The sequence below is a fragment of the Streptomyces sp. NPDC059224 genome, assembly GCF_042754285.1.
In the GTDB taxonomy this organism is placed as follows: domain Bacteria; phylum Actinomycetota; class Actinomycetes; order Streptomycetales; family Streptomycetaceae; genus Streptomyces.
Map to the genome: position 1 here is coordinate 162,050 of NZ_JBHZAN010000019.1, position 15,703 is coordinate 177,752.

Below are 15,703 nucleotides of genomic sequence, written 5' to 3' on the forward strand. Positions count from 1 at the left end.
TGACTCCGGGGCACGGGTCCCGCTCCTCGGCCGCCGGTCCTCAGCGGCCGGGCGCCTCCTCGGGTGCGCTGCGCGGGCTCGGTGTCCACAGCAGGGCGCCGGAGGCCAGGCCGAGGGCGGCGAGGAGCCACCAGACCCGGTGGAAGGAGTCGACGGCGGTGGCCGCGGTGGTGGTGCCGAGGACGGCGACGAAGAGGCTGATGCCGAGGACCGCGCCGAGCTGGCGCAGGCTCGCGTTGATCGCCGAGCCGAGCGCGAACCGCCCCGGCGGCAGCGCCTGCACGGCGGCTCCGGACTGGACGGGCAGGGTGAGCCCGACGCCGAGTCCGGTGAGCAGTGCCGCGGGCAGCCAGTGGGTGGCCCAGTGCGGGGTGGCGCCCACGAAGGCCGCGGTGAGGGCGAGCCCGGCGGCCCAGGAGAGGGCGCCGAAGGACAGCACCCGGCGCGCCCCGTAGGTGTGGGAGAGACGGCTGGCGGTGCGGGCCACGGCGGTGACCACCAGCGGGCTCGGCGCGGTGGCGAGAGCGGCGCGCAGCACCGAGTAGTGCCACACCGTCTGCAGGAAGATGATGTTGCTGAGCAACATGCCGTAGAAGGCGGCGGCGAACACCAGCGTCGATGCGTTGACCAGCCGGAACTGCCGGACCCGGAAGAGGCCGAAGTCCATCACGGGCTGCGCGGTGGCGCGGTCGCGCAGGACGAAGGCCGCGAGCAGCAGCGCGGCGAGCACGAAGGCGCCGGCCACCCGCGGATCGGACCAGCCCCAGTTCGGTCCCTCGATGATGCCGAGGCTCAGCGCGGCGGGCATCGCGGCGATCAGCAGGACACCGAGCGGGTCGGGCAGGCCGTGGGCGTGCGGGTCGCGGGCCTCGCGCAGCAGCCGCAGACCGAAGAAGGCGATCGCGGCGCAGATCGGCACGTTGACCAGGAAGATCCAGCGCCAGGAGGCGTACTGGGTCAGCAGCGCGCCCAGGGTGGGGCCGAGCGCGGCGGCCGCCGCGCCCATGGAGCCCCAGGTGCCTATCGCGACAGGCCGCCGGGCCACCGGGAACTCCGGGAGGATCAGGGACAGCGACGTCGGGGTGACCAGGGCGGCGAACGCCGCCTGCAGGGCCCGTCCCGCGATGAGTGTGCCGGCGCCGGGCGCCAGCCCGCACAGGGCGCTCGTCGCCGCGAAGCCGACGATGCCGATGAGGAAGACCCGCTTGCGCCCGTAGCGGTCGGCGAGCCGGCCGGCCGGGATCAGGACGGCGGCGAAGACCAGGCTGTAGGCGTTGAGCACCCACGCCAGGTGTCCGGCCGTGGCGTGGAAACTCCGGCCGATGGTCTCGAAGGCGACATTGACGATCGTGGTGTCGAGGAACACCACGAACGCGCCGAGGCTGCTCAGTACCAGCACCCGGAGCGCGTGCCGGCGGGCGGCCGGGTCCTGGAGCGGGTCCTCCGTCGTCACCGGCCCGGCAGCCGCGGCGGTGGAGGCCCCCTCGGGTACAGCCATGGTGTCCTCACAGGTGAGTTTGATTTTCCTACTTACTGAGAGGGACGCTATCCCGAGTGGGTCGTGAACCACAACCAACCGGGGGTAACGTGGGTTCATGGACGTACAACCGCAGCAGGCCGGGGAGTCGCGGACGGACCGCACCGCGACCGTCGCCAAGCCGCTGACCTCAGTGATGGCGGGCGTACCGGCGGGTGTGCGCCCCTGCTCGATGGCCGCCGCCCTGCAGATCGTCGGTGAGCGGTGGTCGCTGCTCGCGCTGCGCGAGATGGCGTACGGCGTGCACCGCTTCGCGAAGATCGCCGGCTACACGGGCGCACCGCGCGACATCCTCGCCGACCGGCTGCGCAAGCTGGAGGCGGCGGGCGTGATCGAGCGACGGCAGTACAGCGAGCACCCGCCCCGCCACGAGTACCACCTGACGCAGGCGGGGCGGGAGCTCTTCCCGGTCATGATCGGCCTGCTGCAATGGGGCGACAGATGGGCCGTGGACACCCCGGCCGTCGCCTTCCGGCACGAGTGCGGTCACCTCCTGCGGATGGAGTCCGGATGCGGGCACTGCGAGGGAGAGATCACCCCGGAGTCCCTCTCCTTGCTGGCGGCCGACCAGCCCTCCTGACCCCGGCCCGCCGCGGGGGACCCGGATCAGCGGCGCAGCCCGCGCGCCTCCCGCCCGCGTAGCGCGCCCGGTTCCTCGTCGATCCGCAAGAGCTTGTTGACCTCGGCGGTCCGGTCCGAGCGGGACAGCGCGCCGGTCTTGGTCCGGCCGCACGAGACCCGCGGGACCGCCCAGTCCGCCGTGGTCCTCGGGTACTGGTGGAACGTGCTGCCGCGCGAGGGCGCCGGCGGCCGTACCCCCCCGTTCCCGGCCGACGACATCCCGCGCGCGGTCACCGAGACCCTCCGGCCGGCGGCGAGCCACGCCCGCCCCACCTGACCGAGCCGCTAGGGAGCCGCGGGAGCCGGTCAGTCGGTTTCTGCCTCCTGGTAGGACCAGCGCATCTCCTGCCAGGCGTCGGCGATGTTGTGGTAGCCGCGTTCCTCCCAGAAGCCGCGGCGGTCGGCGGTCATGTACTCGATGCCGCGCAGCCACTTGGGGCTCTTGTAGCCGTACAGGTGGGGGACCACCAGGCGCAGCGGGAAGCCGTGTTCGGCGGTGAGGGGTTCGCCGTTGTGGTGGGTGGCCATGAGGGTGTGCGGCGAGGTGAGGTCGGCGAGGCGCAGGTTGGCGGAGAAGCCGTACTCGGCCCAGGTCATGACGTGGGTGGCCCCGGGGGCGGGCGGGACCAGACGAGGGACGGTGGCGGCGGGGACGCCGTACCACTCGTGGCCGGCGGAGGTGGGACCGCTCGCGCAGTGCAGGTCGGCGACGACCGTGACGTGGGGAAGGGCGGAGAGGCCGTCGAAGCCCCACTCGTGTGTCCCGCCCGAGGCGGTGGCGCCGAAGACCCGCAGGTTCCAGCGCTCGGGGCGGAAGCGGGGGACCGGGCCGTAGTGCGAGACCGGCCAGCCGTGCACCAGCGCCGGCCTGGCGGAATCCGGCCGGCGGTCTCGACCGTGCCCGGTCGGTCGCTTGCCATGCGGATCCCCTCTGGTGACGGTTGCCTTCCCTGCGCAGGGTAGGCGCTCACCCGGGGCGCGGCCGGACCGGAGCGCGCCGGGTGCCCGCAGGCCGGCGCCTTCGGCTACGCGCAGTGCCACGATCCTCCGCGAGCCGGCGCAGACGGCGTCACGGTGGCCGGCACCGGCCCGTACGAGGCGGGCCCCCGCCCCTCCAGGACGGCGAACGTACGGCGAGCCTGGCCCGGGCGGCGCGTACCCTCGGCCGCGGGGCACGCGGCACGCGTCGACGAGGTCTCGACCACCACGACGAGTCGGCGGGCCCGACCCGCGGCGGGCGGGCTGAGGTCACGACGAGTCGGCGGGCCCGACCCGCGGCGGGCGGGCTGAGGTCCTGCGGCAGCCGCTCGCCCCGGTCCCCACCCGCCGGTGGGCCCTGCCGGCCGAGGTCCCCGACTCGGGAGCGGTCACCCGGCTGGAGGCGGCCAGGACCCGGACGGCCGGCACCGTCGCCACATCGAGCAGCCGGGGCACCCGCGGCAGCCGGAGCGAGGGGACCGCCCCCGTTCCGCCGTCGAGCGCTGGCCGCCTTCGACGGGCGCGGGGCCCGGGCGCCGCGCGAGGGAGCCGGGCCGGTCAACGCCCGGCCACGGACGACTTGGGTCACGCAGTCGCGAGGGACACCTCGGTCGACTTGATCAGCGCCACGACCGGCGACCCGGCCCGCAGACCCAGGTCGGTGACCGCGTCCCTGGTGATGGCGGAGGTGAGCTCGCCTCCCTCGACGGTGACCTTGACCGTGGCCATCGCCCCGCCCACGGCGACATCGCGCACCGTGCCGGGCAGCCGGTTGCGGATGGACAGCCCCGTCACCGGGCCGGTGGCGAGGGCGACCTCGGTGGACTTCACCATGGCCCGGACGGCCGACCCCTCGGCGAGCGCCAGATCCTCGACCGCCTCCAGGGTGATGGCCGCGGTGAGGTCCTGGCCGCCGGCCAGGCGCAGTTTCACGGTCGCCATCACCTCGCCGGGGGTCACGGGGGTCACGGAGGTGACGGTGCCGGGGATCTGGTTGCGGATGCTCAGGCTCATGACTAGGCGCCTCACAGGGACAGGGACAGGGACAGGGACAGGGAACGGGGCGAAGGTGACGTTCAATGTGTTTGACTGGCGAGCGCAGCCAAACCTAGCTTCCCTGCTATGGCTCATGACGAACCCACGCGGGCGGCCCGACTGCTGGACGCCCAGGCCAAGGCCGAGCGGCTCTTCACCGAGATCGAGAAGCGGGGGCTGGTGGCGCCGGGCGCAGGGGAGCGGGCGGTCAGCGACCGCGTCCGTGACCTGGCGAACGAACTCTTCGGAACGACCCGGCACTGGCACAAGAGGATCGTGCGCTCGGGCCCGAACACCCTCAAGCCGTACCGGGAGAACCCGCCGGACCGCCTGATCGGCGCGGACGACATCGTGTTCGCCGACTTCGGGCCGATCTTCGAGGAGTACGAGGCGGACTTCGGGCGGACCTTCGTACTCGGCGACGACCCGGTCAAGCGGCGGCTGCGCGACGACCTGCCGAAGGTGTTCGCCGCGGGCAAGCGGTTCTTCGAGGCCGACCCGGCCGTCACCGGGGATCGGCTGTACGCCGAGGTGGAGCGGCTGGCCGCCGAGGCCGGCTGGGAGCTGGGCGGCTGGCACGCCGGCCACCTGGTCGGCGAGTTCCCGCACGAGAAGATCGACGGCGCGGACACCGAGTCGTACATCGCACCCGCCAACGACACGCCGCTGCGCCGCACCGACAAGGCGGGCCGTACCTGCCACTGGATCCTGGAGATCCATCTCATCGATCCGCGGCGGGAGTTCGGCGGCTTCTACGAGGAGCTGCTCACGCTCTGAGCCGGCCCGGCACCCCGCGCTGCCGCGGGTGAACCCGCGCAGGCCGGCACGGTCACCGCGCCGCCGAGGGCTGACCCGTGCCCTCGGGCGGCGCGTCGCCGAACCCGGCTAGGACGGTGCCTCCGTGGACCGGCCGGGCCACCGGGTGAAGCGGCTGAGTCCCCGTCGCGTGGGCTTGAGCGGCTTGTCCTCGGGGGCGAGCGGCTCCTGGCCCGAGGTCACGGCCGGTGCCGTGGCCGGGGCCGGTACGGACCGGCCGCCCCGGCCGAGCCGGCTCCGGACGGCCTGGGCCATCGCCTGATGGGACGGTTCCAGCAGTACGCCGCCCGCGGACAGGTGTTCCCACATGTGCAGCAGCTCCTGCCCCCGGGTGGCCACCTGGCCGTCGTCGATCAGCCGCTGCCAGGCCGCGGTGGCGCGGGCCACCTCGGGTGCCGCCCGGTTCAGATCGGTGCGGCAGCGGATGCGTGCGACGGTCAGCGCGAGGACGGTGGAGAGCATGTAGTCGCCCCGCTGGTACGCGAGGTACGCCTCGATCGCCCGTGCCTCCAGCGAGAGTTCGTCCTCCGCGCCCCGGCGCAGCGTGAGGTGCTCGCGCAGCGCGCTGGCGAGGACGAACGCGGCGTGCAGTTCCTCGCGCTGCGCGTGCTGGATGATCCGCTCGACGCGGGCGAGCGGCGGGAACGACTCCTCCTCCGCGGCCGTACGCTCACGGCCGGGCGGCAGGTCCTCCTCGTCGGCGATGGTCCGGCTGGAGCCGTCGGGGTACACACGCAGCCGTGCGACCTGCTGCACGGTCCGGTCGATGACGGTGGCCGCCACCGGTGCCCGCAGGGTGCGGGCGAACATGGCGATGGCGTCGAGTATCGCCTCGTTCGGGGGCCGCGTGCCGCCCATCTCCAGCAGATGGCCGTTGACCACCGTCGACCCGTCCTCGGCCACGTAGGCGTCGAGCCGGATCAGAGGCGGTGCGCTGAGCGCGGGCAGGTTTCCCTCGTTACGGGGGGTCAGCGAGTAGGTCATCCGTTCAGACTCCGGGTCGGACGACACCGACGATGGGCATGGAGGCGGCCGGCGCGATGGTGACCGTGCGTCCGGGACGCGGGGCGTGCACGATCCGCCCGCCTCCTATGTACATGCCCACGTGGGTGGCGTCGTAGTAGATGATCAGGTCCCCGGGCTGCACGGAGGCGAGACTGACCCGGGTCAGCCCCTGCCACTGTGCCTGCGAGGTCCGGGGTATGGGGTGTCCGGCCGCCGCCCAGGCCGTGGAGGTCAGTCCCGAGCAGTCGTACGACGAGGGGCCCACCGCGCCCCACACGTACGGCTTGCCGATCTGGGCCATCGCGAAGTCGACGGCCCTCGCGGCCGCGCCGCTCGCCTTCGGCCCACCGCTGCCCGAGCCGGGACCCGTGGAGGTGCCGCCGGAACCGGGGCCCGTCCACTTGGACTTGGCCTCCTGCGCCTCCTGGTTCTCCAACTGGGCGAGCTTGCGGGTCTGTTCCTTCTTGAGCCCCGCCTCGATCTGCTCGGCCTCGGCGATCTTCTTCTCGATCTTCCCCTTCGCCTCGGCCTGCCGCGCCCGGCTGCTCTTCAGCTCCCGCAGCTTGTCGGCGGCGGCGTCGGTCTGCCGGTCCAGTTCCGCGCGGGCGCGCTTCTGCGTCTCGGAGACGTTGACCAGGTTCCGCATCGCCTGGCGGGCCTGGGAGGCCTCGTCGAGGGCCTGGTCGGGGTGGTCGCCGAGCAGCAACTGGATGCCCGTGGCGTCGAGATTGCCCCCGCGGTACTGCGTCCGGGCGGCCACGCCCACGAGGGTGTGCAGATCATCCAGCCGGCTCTCGGCGCGGGCCAGGTCCTTGTGCAGCGACGTGAGCCGCTTCTCCTGCTCCGTCGCCTTCACGTCGGCGGTGTTGTACGCCTCGGTGGCCACCTCCGCCTCGCGGTAGAGGCCGTTCAGCTCGTTGTGGATGTCCTCGATCGACTGGTCGCTCCGTGGATCGGGTGTGCCCGGGGCCGCGAAACTCGGGCCGGGTAACAGGGTGATCGCACAGACGAAGGCTGCTATGGCGGCACGGCTGCGCAGCTGTCTGCCGCCGGTCGACACGTTCATCGGCTCCATCTTCAGAGGTCGCGTGCAGGCGGCTCAGACGGGTGACTTGCCCATCGCGGTGGTCACCGCGGTTCTCACGGAGGACCGTTCGAGCCTCGAACACAGTACCTCCCCTTGAACCGCTGCCCCTTGTATCCCCACACGTGTCGCACACGGCACACCGTGCTCGGGCGGGTGCCGGCCGCCCGCGGCCGGTGCCGGTTCCCCAAGATCTCAACGAACCCGCCGGCAAAGGGTTTTCGTGGACCTTCCGCAGGCCGGCGGCGGGGCGGGCGGAGTGCGCCGTCGGCCGGGACAGCCCGCGGGGCCGCCCTGGGGCACGAGACAATGATCACTGGCCGGCGCTACGGCGAGGTGGCCGACGCCCGGCATCGGGCGGCGACACCGGAGTCCGGGCCGTCGAGCGGCCGGCGTGTGCTCCGGCCGGATCCCACGACGCGCAGCTCGCCACAGGAGCATCGCATCGGCGTCACCCTCTTGCGATCACCCGCGCACCCTTCGTAATCTCGGCCTCATTCGGGGGGAACGGTCCGACGTCCTCATGGCCGACCAGCAGTCACCCGGACTGCGCGCGGCAACGAGCCCAACTCCATACGCGGCCTGTACGTCGGCAGGGCCTCAGTTGATCACAGCGGATACCGCGGTGGTCGATCTGAGACCTGCCATGTTTCTTCCCGGCCCGCGTCCCAGCCCGACTACCGCTCACAAGACGGGAGTCGGGAAGTTGGAGCAGTCGATCCTCTTCGTGCTGGCGGCCTGCGGCGTCGCCTCCGCCGTCATATACGGCGTGAAGCAGCTGCTGGACCAGCTGCCGGATGTCATCGTTTCCTGGCGTCGAGCCGTCGCTGCGTGGCGCACTCGCGACGACGACGCGCCCGGGTCCGCACCCACCCGTGGCAGTGACGCCGACTGAGGGCCGCCGGTCACTGGTCCGTGGGGCAGTACAGCGGGGCGGTGCCCGCGTTGTCCTTGGTGACCAGCCTGATCCGCGCCTTGGCGATCTTGTCCACGTGCTCGTCGTGCAGCGGGGCGATCGTGTTCTGCACCGCCATCCGCCCCATGCCGGAGACCGAGTTGGAGACCGTGGCGGCGAACCGGCCGTCCTTGAGGGCGGCCAGGCCCTCGTCCGTGCCGTTGACGGTGACGATCCTGACGTCCGTGGCCCCGGCCGCGTCGAACGCCTCGCGCACGCCGAAGGCCGTCTCCTCGTTGGCGACGAACGCGTAGTCCAGGTCGGGACGGGGCTTGATCATGATTGCGGCGGCACTCTTCGCCTTCGCCGCGTCGAACATGCCCGGCTGGGCGGCGACCACCTTCGCGTTGGCCGGCAGTGCCCTGGTGGAGCCGCCGACGAGCAGGCCGGAGGCGGCGCCGCTTTCGCGATGTCCTTCTCCAGCGCGTCGGTGCTGACCGTCTGGATGATGATCACACCCACTTTGCGCGCGGTCATGTCCTCGATGTTGGACAGTTCCCGTGCCGCGTCCTGATGCGAGTCCGCCGTGAGGATCCTGGCGAAGCTGTGCCTGGCGGTCTTCACCACGGCCCGTCGCAGACAGGTGTGGAACGGGGTGGACCCTCCGCTCACGAACCCGATCACCAGGGGGTCGCCTTGCAGGCACGTGAACCTGTCGCGCTCACAGGGGAGTCGACGACCTACGGTGGTCCCGGCGGGTGGCGGGACCGGGCGAGGCCACCGCCACCCGAAACGAGACGGACCCGGCCGCGCGCGCACGCCAAGAGTGCGCACGCCGTAGCTGCCGCGCCCCGCAGTCCGGTGCGGGAACGGCGGCTCGTGCCGTGCCCGGGACCGACAGGGGCCCGGGCTCAGCCCAGCGCGTACAGCAGCGTGGTGACGTACGCGTCCAGTCGCCGCTCCACGGCCCGCGTCGTCAGTTCCGCCCGGCCCGCCTGCCGCCACGGCCTCGCCACCGAGCAGACATCCGACGCGAAGGCCAGAGCGTCCAGCAGCCGCCAGTACAACCGTTCGTCCGCGGCCGCGGCCAGCACGCCGCCGGCCTCCTCGTACGCCTCCGCGAACCGCAGACCCCACGACGGGCCGTGCAGCAGTGCGAGATTGGTGGAGCAGTGCGCCACATCGAGGTCCGCCGGCCCCCAGGAGGTCTGCACCCAGTCGACGACCCCGGTGATCCGGGGGCCTGCCGGGCTCGGGGCGGACACGTCGAACAGCACGTTGCCCGGGTGGAAGTCCCGGTGCAGGAACCGCCCGTCGTACGGCGGCGCGGGCCTGCGGATCACGTCGGCCGCCGCGGCCCACGCGGCCGCGTCGGCGCCGTCGGGAGCTGTGACGGCGTCGGCGCTCGTCCACGCCCCGTACGTCCGGGGACGCTCGGCAGGGCGCAGTGCGTGAACGGCGACGAGCTGACGGGCCAGCGGGCGCAGCCGCGTCTCCACGTCCTGGTCGTCGAGGACCGTCCGGCCCGGCAGATGTGTCATCAGGAGGGACGGGTACTCGCACCGCGCGGCGGTCGGATCGGACGCGACCGGCCTCGGTGCCGGCACGGAGGTGGCGGTGAGGAGGGCGAGGGCCCGGGCCTCCCGCTCCAGCAGGTCCTCGGCTTCTGCCACGAAGGACGGGTCGACGAAGGTCCGCAGGACCAGGCTGCGGGTCTCTCCGTCCCGGGTACCGATGGTCAGCCGCCGCATCTCGGCGGTGATGCCGCCGTGCAACGCCTCCGTCCTGAGGACCCGCTCACCGGGGTTCAGCTGCCGGTTCACCCAGGCCAGGGTCAACGGCCGGACGGCCCCCGTGTCATCCTGATCGGTCACCCTGCCACCTCATCACCGGAACGACGGTCCGCGCAAAGGCATCAGCCGTCCCGGCCGGATCGGCCCGACGCCCGCAGGGCGCGGCGAACTCCGCGCTCCGGGAGGGGCTGCCGAACCCGCGCCCTCCCGACGGCACCTCTGAGCCTCCTCAAGTCGCTTGGCCCGCGCGGGCATGACCGCCAGGCTGTTCCCCATGACAGGAATCACGGGACTGAGCAAGAAGAACACGTTCGTGCTGGCCATCCGGGACGCGGACGTGATCGCCGCGGCCCTGCGGCAGGCGCTGGCGGAAGCCCCGCCGGAGGACCGTCCGGGCCTGGAACAAGCCGTCGCGCTCGTCGAGTCCACCGCCTGCGCCACCGAGAGCGGGCTGCGTGCCCGCTGGGTCCGTTCCCGGCTGGCGGCCGTCGGCTTCACCGGGGACATCACCTCCGTCGCCGCGGTGAAGGCACTGCGGCAGGCGGAGCCGAAGCTGAGCCTGCTCGCGGCGGTGCAACTCCAGAGGGACGCGGTGGCACAACCGGAGTGACCCGAAGGCGCGTCGGCGACATTGACAGGGACTCGCCAAGCCGGTTCACTGCCTCGCAGACAGGTACGGACCGGTGCTCGAACCCGGCCCGGCTCGACAAGAGCCCGCGGCCTCCGCCACCCACGCGCCGACCGTCGTCCCCATCGTGGAATCGAGGCGAGTCCCGGTGTCCTCACGCAGCTCAGACATCGTTGTCACATCACGTCTTCTCGGCCTCCTGCCGGCAGTCGCGCTCGCGTTCGCCGCCCTGCTGCCGGCCGCGGCACCCGCGTCCGCCGCCACCCAGGTCTGCGTCCTCGCCTGCGACACACTGGACCCCTCGCAGGCCCGGCAGGAGGGTTTCCCGGTGCCGGAGAAGAACCTCAACGGCCGCCGCCTGCAACTGCACGTGTCCGACGCCGACGACATGGCGTGGGCCAGCATCGACGACGGCGTGACCGGCGACTCGGTGTGGCTGGACCGCTCCTGGGACGGCGGCGCCACCTGGGAGGGACTGCTCGGCAAGGCGAGTGTTCCGGGCACCTGGACCGGTACCAGGACGCTGATGTACAACATCACCGACCCGCGCAACCACCGCCGGGGGCTTATCCGGGCCTGCGGTGACGCGGCAGGCGTCGGCTGCACGAACTGGGTCCGTCCCACCGTCTGCGACACCCTCTGCGACGGCACCGGCGCCGGCCAGGCAGCCGGAGACGACCAGCCGGTGCCGTCCACCACCCTCTACGGCCGCACCATCCGCCTGCACGTCGACCAGAAGAACTCCATGGCCTGGGCGAGCATCGACACCGGTGGCGCCGGTGACGAGATCTGGCTCGACCGCTCCTGGGACGGCGGCTCGTCCTGGCCGGACGGCTCGTCCCTCGGCCGTACCAGCACCCCGTCCGGAGCCACCGGCACCCGGACCGCGATGTACGCCACCCGCGACCCGCGCGGCCTGCTCTACGGCGGCGCGGTCCGCGCCTGCGGCCGGGAGGCGAGCCACAACGAGGGCAGCTGCACCGCCTGGGTCAGGCCCGCACCGACCAGGGCGCGCGCGGCGGCGGACACGCTGATGACCTCGTACGACCCCTACAACGGCTGGTGGCCCAGCAGTTGGTGGAACTCGGCCGCCACCCTCACCTCCCTCATCGACTTCGCGAAGACCTCCGGCACGCACGACTACGACTGGGTCATCGCGCGCACCTTCGACCGGAACAAGGGTGTCTTCGCCGCCGGAGTGCGCAGTTCGGACGCGATCGAGGGCGACTTCATCAGCCGTTCCATCGACGACTCGGGCTGGTGGGCGATCGCCTGGATCGACGCGTACGACTACACCCACGACTCCCGCTATCTCGACGAGGCCGTCACCATCGCCGGCTACGTCCAGCAGTACTGGGACACCGGCACCTGCGGCGGCGGCGTGTGGTGGGACCGCGAACGGACCTACAAGAACGCCGTGACGAACGGGCAGTACCTGTGGCTGACCACCGCACTGCACCAGCGCATCCCGGGCGACACCGTCTGGCTCCAGCGGGCGAAGACGTCCGCCGCCTGGTACAGGTCGAGCGGAATGATCAGCTCTTCGGGTCTGGTGAACGACGGGCTGACCTCGGCGTGCACCAACAACGGCTCCACCGTGTGGAGTTACAACCAGGGGCTGGCCATCGGCGGCTTCACCGAACTGTGGAAGTCGACCGGGGACGGCTCACTGCTGACCACCGCGCGGACCCTCGCCGACGCGGCGATCGGCAACGCGGCGCTGACCGTCGGCGGCGTGCTCACCGAGTCCTGCGACGTCGGTTCGGCGGCCTGCGACGACAACCAGAAGCAGTTCAAGGGCATCTTCATGCGGAACCTCTCCGACCTGGCGGCCGTCACCGGCTCGGGCACGTACCGGAGTTACGCGCAGAAACAGGCGGACACCCTGTGGGCGCAGGACCGGACCTCCCTCAACGCCCTCGGTGAGCGCTGGGCCGGCACCAGCCCCAACCAGACCGACTGGCGGACCCAGGCCAGCGCCCTCGGAGCGCTCACCGCCGCCGCGGGGTGACGCAGGAACAGGTGGGTTCGGGCTGGCGACCCGACGGAAGACGCCCCGGCGCCCGGTCCCGCCCGGCCGCCGCGCACCGGGGGGTCGGCTGAACCGCCGGAGCGGTGGTGCGTATGAAATGCCGGAGGGAGACCGGAGGGGCCGTTCACTGCGGTAGTGCGCCATGGCACCCCGCAGTTGCTCGGTCGTCTCCTGGCTGTGGGCGCTGAGGGCTTCCACTCCGTGTGCGGCGCGGGAGTGCTCGAGGGGCGCGGAGTGGCTTGATGTCCACCCCGTCGTGCCGCTTCCCGCGTTCCCTGAGTTCACGTTCGGCGGCGAGCCGGCCGTCGGATCCCTTCATGGTCCGTTCGTATTCCGGGCCGAAGCGCTCGCTGGGACGGCGGCCTCGCGCCATGAGCGCGTCACTGCAGCGGCAATGGCCGGCACCAACATGGGTGAGGCTCCTTACGGAGAGGTGGGGCCTCGCCCGAGTTCCCTTTTATCCGATACATACCACTTCTGTGCTGAATGGTGCGTCGGGAGACACCGCGACGTGGGCGACGAGACCCGACGGCGTCAGGGCACGCGCACGGCGAGCACGACGACGTCGTCCCCGGGACGCGGGTCTGCCAGCCGCTTGCTGATCCGGTGGACCAGCTGGGGCAGCGGCTCGTCCCCGTGGCGGGCCAGCAGGGCGACAAGTTGCGCGATGGCGGTGTCGATGTCGTGGCCCGGGCGCTCGATGAGGCCGTCGGTGTAGAGCAGCAGGGTCGAGTTCGGGGGGAGTGTGATCCGGTGCTCGGTGCGGTGGGACGGTTCGAAGTCCTGGTGCAGGAGGATGTCGTGCTCGGTGAGGAGGGCGACGCGGGCGTCAGGGGTACGTAGGAGCGGTGGGGGGTGTCCGGCGTTGGACCAGGTCAGGTTCCAGCCCGGGCCGTCGTGGACGGGGTCCAGGCGCGCGTGGACCAGTGTGCCGCCGGCCTCGATGGGCAGGACGGCACATGCCGCCTCCAGGGCGGTGACAGCGGTTGCGGGGCTGTAGGGGGGATGGTCGAGGGTGGCCTGTCTCAGCATGCTGCGGACCTGGCCCATGACGGTCGCGGCGTGCATGTCGTGGCCGGTGATGTCGCCTACCGTGATCATGAGAGGAGCAGGTCCGCCGGAGGGGGCGGATTGCAGGTGGTAGGCGTCGTACCAGTCTCCGCCGATCATGTTGTCGTTCGCGGACGGTTGATACAGCGCACTGAGCTCGATGTGGTCGGCCAGGTGGAGATCGGTCAGCATGGCTTCCTGCAGCTGCCGGGCGACCGAGATCCGCTCGTCCAGGTAGAGAGCACGCTCCGCCGCCTGCGCGATGTAGCCGGCCGCGGCGGTGAGCGTGGCCCGCTCGGTGATGCTCACCTGGTGTGGTTTGGTCCAGCAGATGGTGAGGATTCCGAGCAGGGCGCGGCTGCCCCAGAGTGGCAGGCACAGCACCGTGCTGAAGCCCATGCGGTCGAAGGCGGCGACCGCCTCGGGGCTGTGGTCGGCGACGAGCGCCTGGCGGTCGGGTACGAACACCGTCCGGCGTTCACGGAAGGCCAGGGCGCTCGGGAAGGCGGCGTCAGTGGCGAGGAGGGGGACTTCCCGCTCCAGCGCGTACACGATGTCCGGGTGGGGGATCCGGCGCAGCTCTTGCTCGTCGGCGACCAGCAGTCCCACGTACGCGGGCTTGCCGACGCCGCTGAACAGATCCCGCAGCCGCCGGCGGACGTCCTCGAGGCCGGAGGTCTGAGCCAGCTCTTCCGAGGCTCTCAGGAGCAGCTCGGCGTGGTCGAGGCCGGCCTGGGCCTCGTGCTCCAGGCGCTCCGCGTCGCGCCGGGCCTGTTCTGCGGTGGCCCGTGCGGTCTCCAGTACTTTTTGCGTGGACCGGCGCTGAGCCGACAGGATCCGCAGGCGCAGTTCGGCGGAGCAGGCGGCTGCGAGGTCGGCCAGGTCTTGCTGTTCGGTGCCGCTCCAAGCGCGGGGCTCGTGGACGTGGGCGCACAGGGATCCAAGGACAAGGCCGTCGGCGTCGGTGAGCGGCATTCCGGCGTACGCGACCACCCCGAGGGCCGCGATCGCCGGGTCGGTGCGCAGCCGGTCGTCGGCACGGGCATCGGGCACGATCAGCGGCTGCCCGGACGCCACCACGTGCCGGGACAGCGAATGCGACAGTGGTAGCGCGCGGCTGCTTGCCCAGGGGTCGGGCAGACCGGCCATCCCGGGCAGGATCACCCTGTCCCGCTCCATCAGCGACACGAGGGCCACGGGCACGCGGAGCAGTCGTGTCACCAGCCGGGCGAACCGGTCCATGCCGGTATCGGGGGCGGTCGAAAGACCGGCTCGTCGCACCGCCTGCTGCCGTGCGGCGTCCGGGCCCGTGTCCGTTGCGGGCTTCCGGATCTGCTCCGCCATGTGCCCCTCCGGTACCGCCGCCCGAGGCGGTTCTCAACGGCATCGTAGAACAGCGAGCGGCGTGCCGACCGGCGCGGCCGGAACCGCTGCTTCGGCGCCGGGCGGCCAGGCACGGGGTGGAATGCGCCGACGAAGGCCGGGTCACACTTTTCCACGGAGACCCTCCGGCCCGGGGGAGAAGCGAGGGCATTCGAGTGCGCGCGCCGGGGTGGACGCCGCGGTCGCTGCGCACGGCGCCCCCGGGCTCCTGCTGGGCCTCCAGGACGTCCACGCTCCACCCGGCATCCGCCAGCGGATTGGCCGCGATCAGCCCGTTGGGGCCGGCGCCGATCACCACCGCGTCAGGCATGGCCGGCCCCGGCGTGAGCCTCCTCGGCGGGACCCTCTTCCACGAACCTGGCCTGAACTGGAGGAAGATCCTCGCAGTGCCCAGCGGCTTGAACGAGGCCTCCAGCTCCAGCTCGCTCCCGGATTCCTGGCGGCGGACCGTGGTGATCCCCTGGGCCGACCAGGGACCCAGCCGCACGGTGTAGTGGAGCCTGGAACCGACGACGGGCCAGGTCCGGTCGAAGCGGCACGGACCCGGTGGGCCCCACCACCCACTCCCGTAGCACGCGGGATCGGCCAGCACCGCCCTACGACGTGCGGAGGACGCCGGATCAACTGATGGTGGGCGGCCACGGAGGAGCCCCCTCTGCCGCGGCACCGGTAGCGCCTGCCTGTGATCGCACCGGCACACAGCGCTCGCACGAGGCCGGAACGCTCGGGAACGTCGGACGTCTTCGTCCGCCGAGCGGTGTCACTCACCGCCATGGTTGACGTCTCCGATCTCTTCAGCGCCTTCTACCCGCTGGCTGCCGCGTCCCCGGTCCTCGCCCGGCTGGA

Annotated in this window: 14 protein-coding genes and 2 pseudogenes; 6 read left to right on the forward strand and 10 right to left on the reverse strand. The window is 72.1% G+C overall.

The window, feature by feature from the left end:
* Nucleotides 1-40: 40 nt before the first annotated feature.
* The gene (locus tag ACFXI4_RS22395) at nucleotides 41-1,498 is read right to left on the reverse strand and encodes an MFS transporter (RefSeq protein ID WP_384993586.1); all 1,458 of its coding nucleotides are present in this window, start codon (nucleotides 1,496-1,498) and stop codon (nucleotides 41-43) included.
* 97 nt (nucleotides 1,499-1,595) lie between these two features.
* Here ACFXI4_RS22395 and ACFXI4_RS22400 point away from each other — a divergent pair, with 97 nt between their 5' ends.
* Nucleotides 1,596-2,117: a winged helix-turn-helix transcriptional regulator gene (locus ACFXI4_RS22400; protein WP_384993589.1), complete on the forward strand. Its 522-nt coding sequence runs from the start codon at nucleotides 1,596-1,598 to the stop codon at nucleotides 2,115-2,117.
* 26 nt (nucleotides 2,118-2,143) lie between these two features.
* On the opposite strand, the gene ACFXI4_RS22405 is transcribed toward ACFXI4_RS22400, so the two are convergent.
* From ACFXI4_RS22405 to ACFXI4_RS22415, 3 genes and pseudogenes are all read right to left on the reverse strand, one after another.
* Nucleotides 2,144-2,392: a hypothetical protein gene (locus ACFXI4_RS22405; protein ID WP_384993592.1), complete on the reverse strand. Its 249-nt coding sequence runs from the start codon at nucleotides 2,390-2,392 to the stop codon at nucleotides 2,144-2,146.
* 72 nt (nucleotides 2,393-2,464) lie between these two features.
* Nucleotides 2,465-3,078: pseudogene (locus tag ACFXI4_RS22410) on the reverse strand (molybdopterin-dependent oxidoreductase).
* A gap of 643 nt (nucleotides 3,079-3,721) precedes the next feature.
* Nucleotides 3,722-4,150, reverse strand: a complete 429-nt coding sequence (locus tag ACFXI4_RS22415) for a molybdopterin-binding protein (protein WP_384993595.1) — start codon at nucleotides 4,148-4,150, stop codon at nucleotides 3,722-3,724.
* Between the two features lie 108 nt (nucleotides 4,151-4,258).
* On the opposite strand from ACFXI4_RS22415, the gene ACFXI4_RS22420 reads away from it, so the two are divergent.
* A complete protein-coding gene (locus ACFXI4_RS22420) occupies nucleotides 4,259-4,948 on the forward strand; it encodes a M24 family metallopeptidase (protein ID WP_384993598.1) in 690 nt (229 codons plus the stop codon).
* 108 nt (nucleotides 4,949-5,056) lie between these two features.
* Here ACFXI4_RS22420 and ACFXI4_RS22425 read toward each other — a convergent pair whose 3' ends face one another.
* Together ACFXI4_RS22425 and ACFXI4_RS22430 are read right to left on the reverse strand one after the other, a co-directional pair.
* Nucleotides 5,057-5,971, reverse strand: a complete 915-nt coding sequence (locus ACFXI4_RS22425) for a hypothetical protein (RefSeq protein ID WP_384993600.1) — start codon at nucleotides 5,969-5,971, stop codon at nucleotides 5,057-5,059.
* A gap of 4 nt (nucleotides 5,972-5,975) precedes the next feature.
* The gene (locus ACFXI4_RS22430) at nucleotides 5,976-7,058 is read right to left on the reverse strand and encodes an NlpC/P60 family protein (RefSeq protein WP_384993603.1); all 1,083 of its coding nucleotides are present in this window, start codon (nucleotides 7,056-7,058) and stop codon (nucleotides 5,976-5,978) included.
* A 724-nt stretch (nucleotides 7,059-7,782) separates the two neighbouring features.
* Here ACFXI4_RS22430 and ACFXI4_RS22435 point away from each other — a divergent pair.
* Nucleotides 7,783-7,971, forward strand: coding sequence for a hypothetical protein (locus ACFXI4_RS22435; RefSeq protein WP_384993606.1), 189 nt, complete (start codon nucleotides 7,783-7,785; stop codon nucleotides 7,969-7,971).
* A 10-nt stretch (nucleotides 7,972-7,981) separates the two neighbouring features.
* Here the strand turns inward: ACFXI4_RS22435 and ACFXI4_RS22440 are convergent, their stop codons facing one another.
* Entirely contained in the window at nucleotides 7,982-8,350 is a 369-nt protein-coding gene (locus ACFXI4_RS22440; protein WP_384993696.1) for a sugar ABC transporter substrate-binding protein, read from the reverse strand.
* A 532-nt stretch (nucleotides 8,351-8,882) separates the two neighbouring features.
* Complete coding sequence (locus ACFXI4_RS22445; protein WP_384993608.1) at nucleotides 8,883-9,845, reverse strand: phosphotransferase family protein; 963 nt, start codon at nucleotides 9,843-9,845, stop codon at nucleotides 8,883-8,885.
* 193 nt (nucleotides 9,846-10,038) lie between these two features.
* On the opposite strand from ACFXI4_RS22445, the gene ACFXI4_RS22450 reads away from it, so the two are divergent.
* A complete protein-coding gene (locus ACFXI4_RS22450) occupies nucleotides 10,039-10,374 on the forward strand; it encodes a hypothetical protein (protein ID WP_384993611.1) in 336 nt (111 codons plus the stop codon).
* Between the two features lie 406 nt (nucleotides 10,375-10,780).
* Nucleotides 10,781-12,403 carry a glycoside hydrolase family 76 protein gene (locus ACFXI4_RS22455; protein WP_384993699.1) on the forward strand — a complete coding sequence of 541 codons (1,623 nt, stop codon included), beginning with the start codon at nucleotides 10,781-10,783 and terminating at the stop codon, nucleotides 12,401-12,403.
* Between the two features lie 555 nt (nucleotides 12,404-12,958).
* On the opposite strand, the gene ACFXI4_RS22460 is transcribed toward ACFXI4_RS22455, so the two are convergent.
* Both ACFXI4_RS22460 and ACFXI4_RS22465 read right to left on the reverse strand, forming a co-directional pair.
* On the reverse strand, nucleotides 12,959-14,818 hold the full coding sequence (locus ACFXI4_RS22460) for a GAF domain-containing SpoIIE family protein phosphatase (RefSeq protein ID WP_384993613.1): 1,860 nt from the start codon (nucleotides 14,816-14,818) through the stop codon (nucleotides 12,959-12,961).
* A 154-nt stretch (nucleotides 14,819-14,972) separates the two neighbouring features.
* Nucleotides 14,973-15,167: pseudogene (locus tag ACFXI4_RS22465) on the reverse strand (FAD-dependent oxidoreductase); the annotation flags it as partial.
* On the opposite strand from ACFXI4_RS22465, the gene ACFXI4_RS22470 reads away from it, so the two are divergent.
* Nucleotides 15,166-15,351, forward strand: a complete 186-nt coding sequence (locus tag ACFXI4_RS22470; RefSeq protein ID WP_384993616.1) for a hypothetical protein — start codon at nucleotides 15,166-15,168, stop codon at nucleotides 15,349-15,351. The pseudogene ACFXI4_RS22465 and the gene ACFXI4_RS22470 overlap by 2 nt on opposite strands.
* Nucleotides 15,352-15,703: the final 352 nt, after the last annotated feature.

Bases quoted from the DNA above. Each gene is read 5' to 3' on its own strand.
- ACFXI4_RS22425 (WP_384993600.1), bottom strand. From the start codon at position 5,971: ATGACCTACTCGCTGACCCCCCGTAACGAGGGAAACCTGCCCGCGCTC.
- ACFXI4_RS22430 (WP_384993603.1), bottom strand. From the start codon at position 7,058: ATGAACGTGTCGACCGGCGGCAGACAGCTGCGCAGCCGTGCCGCCATA.
- ACFXI4_RS22395 (WP_384993586.1), bottom strand. From the start codon at position 1,498: ATGGCTGTACCCGAGGGGGCCTCCACCGCCGCGGCTGCCGGGCCGGTG.
- ACFXI4_RS22460 (WP_384993613.1), bottom strand. From the start codon at position 14,818: ATGGCGGAGCAGATCCGGAAGCCCGCAACGGACACGGGCCCGGACGCC.
- ACFXI4_RS22450 (WP_384993611.1), top strand. From the start codon at position 10,039: ATGACAGGAATCACGGGACTGAGCAAGAAGAACACGTTCGTGCTGGCC.
- ACFXI4_RS22420 (WP_384993598.1), top strand. From the start codon at position 4,259: ATGGCTCATGACGAACCCACGCGGGCGGCCCGACTGCTGGACGCCCAG.
- ACFXI4_RS22415 (WP_384993595.1), bottom strand. From the start codon at position 4,150: ATGAGCCTGAGCATCCGCAACCAGATCCCCGGCACCGTCACCTCCGTG.
- ACFXI4_RS22455 (WP_384993699.1), top strand. From the start codon at position 10,781: ATGGCGTGGGCCAGCATCGACGACGGCGTGACCGGCGACTCGGTGTGG.
- ACFXI4_RS22440 (WP_384993696.1), bottom strand. From the start codon at position 8,350: ATGTTCGACGCGGCGAAGGCGAAGAGTGCCGCCGCAATCATGATCAAG.
- ACFXI4_RS22470 (WP_384993616.1), top strand. From the start codon at position 15,166: ATGGCCGGCCCCGGCGTGAGCCTCCTCGGCGGGACCCTCTTCCACGAA.
- ACFXI4_RS22400 (WP_384993589.1), top strand. From the start codon at position 1,596: ATGGACGTACAACCGCAGCAGGCCGGGGAGTCGCGGACGGACCGCACC.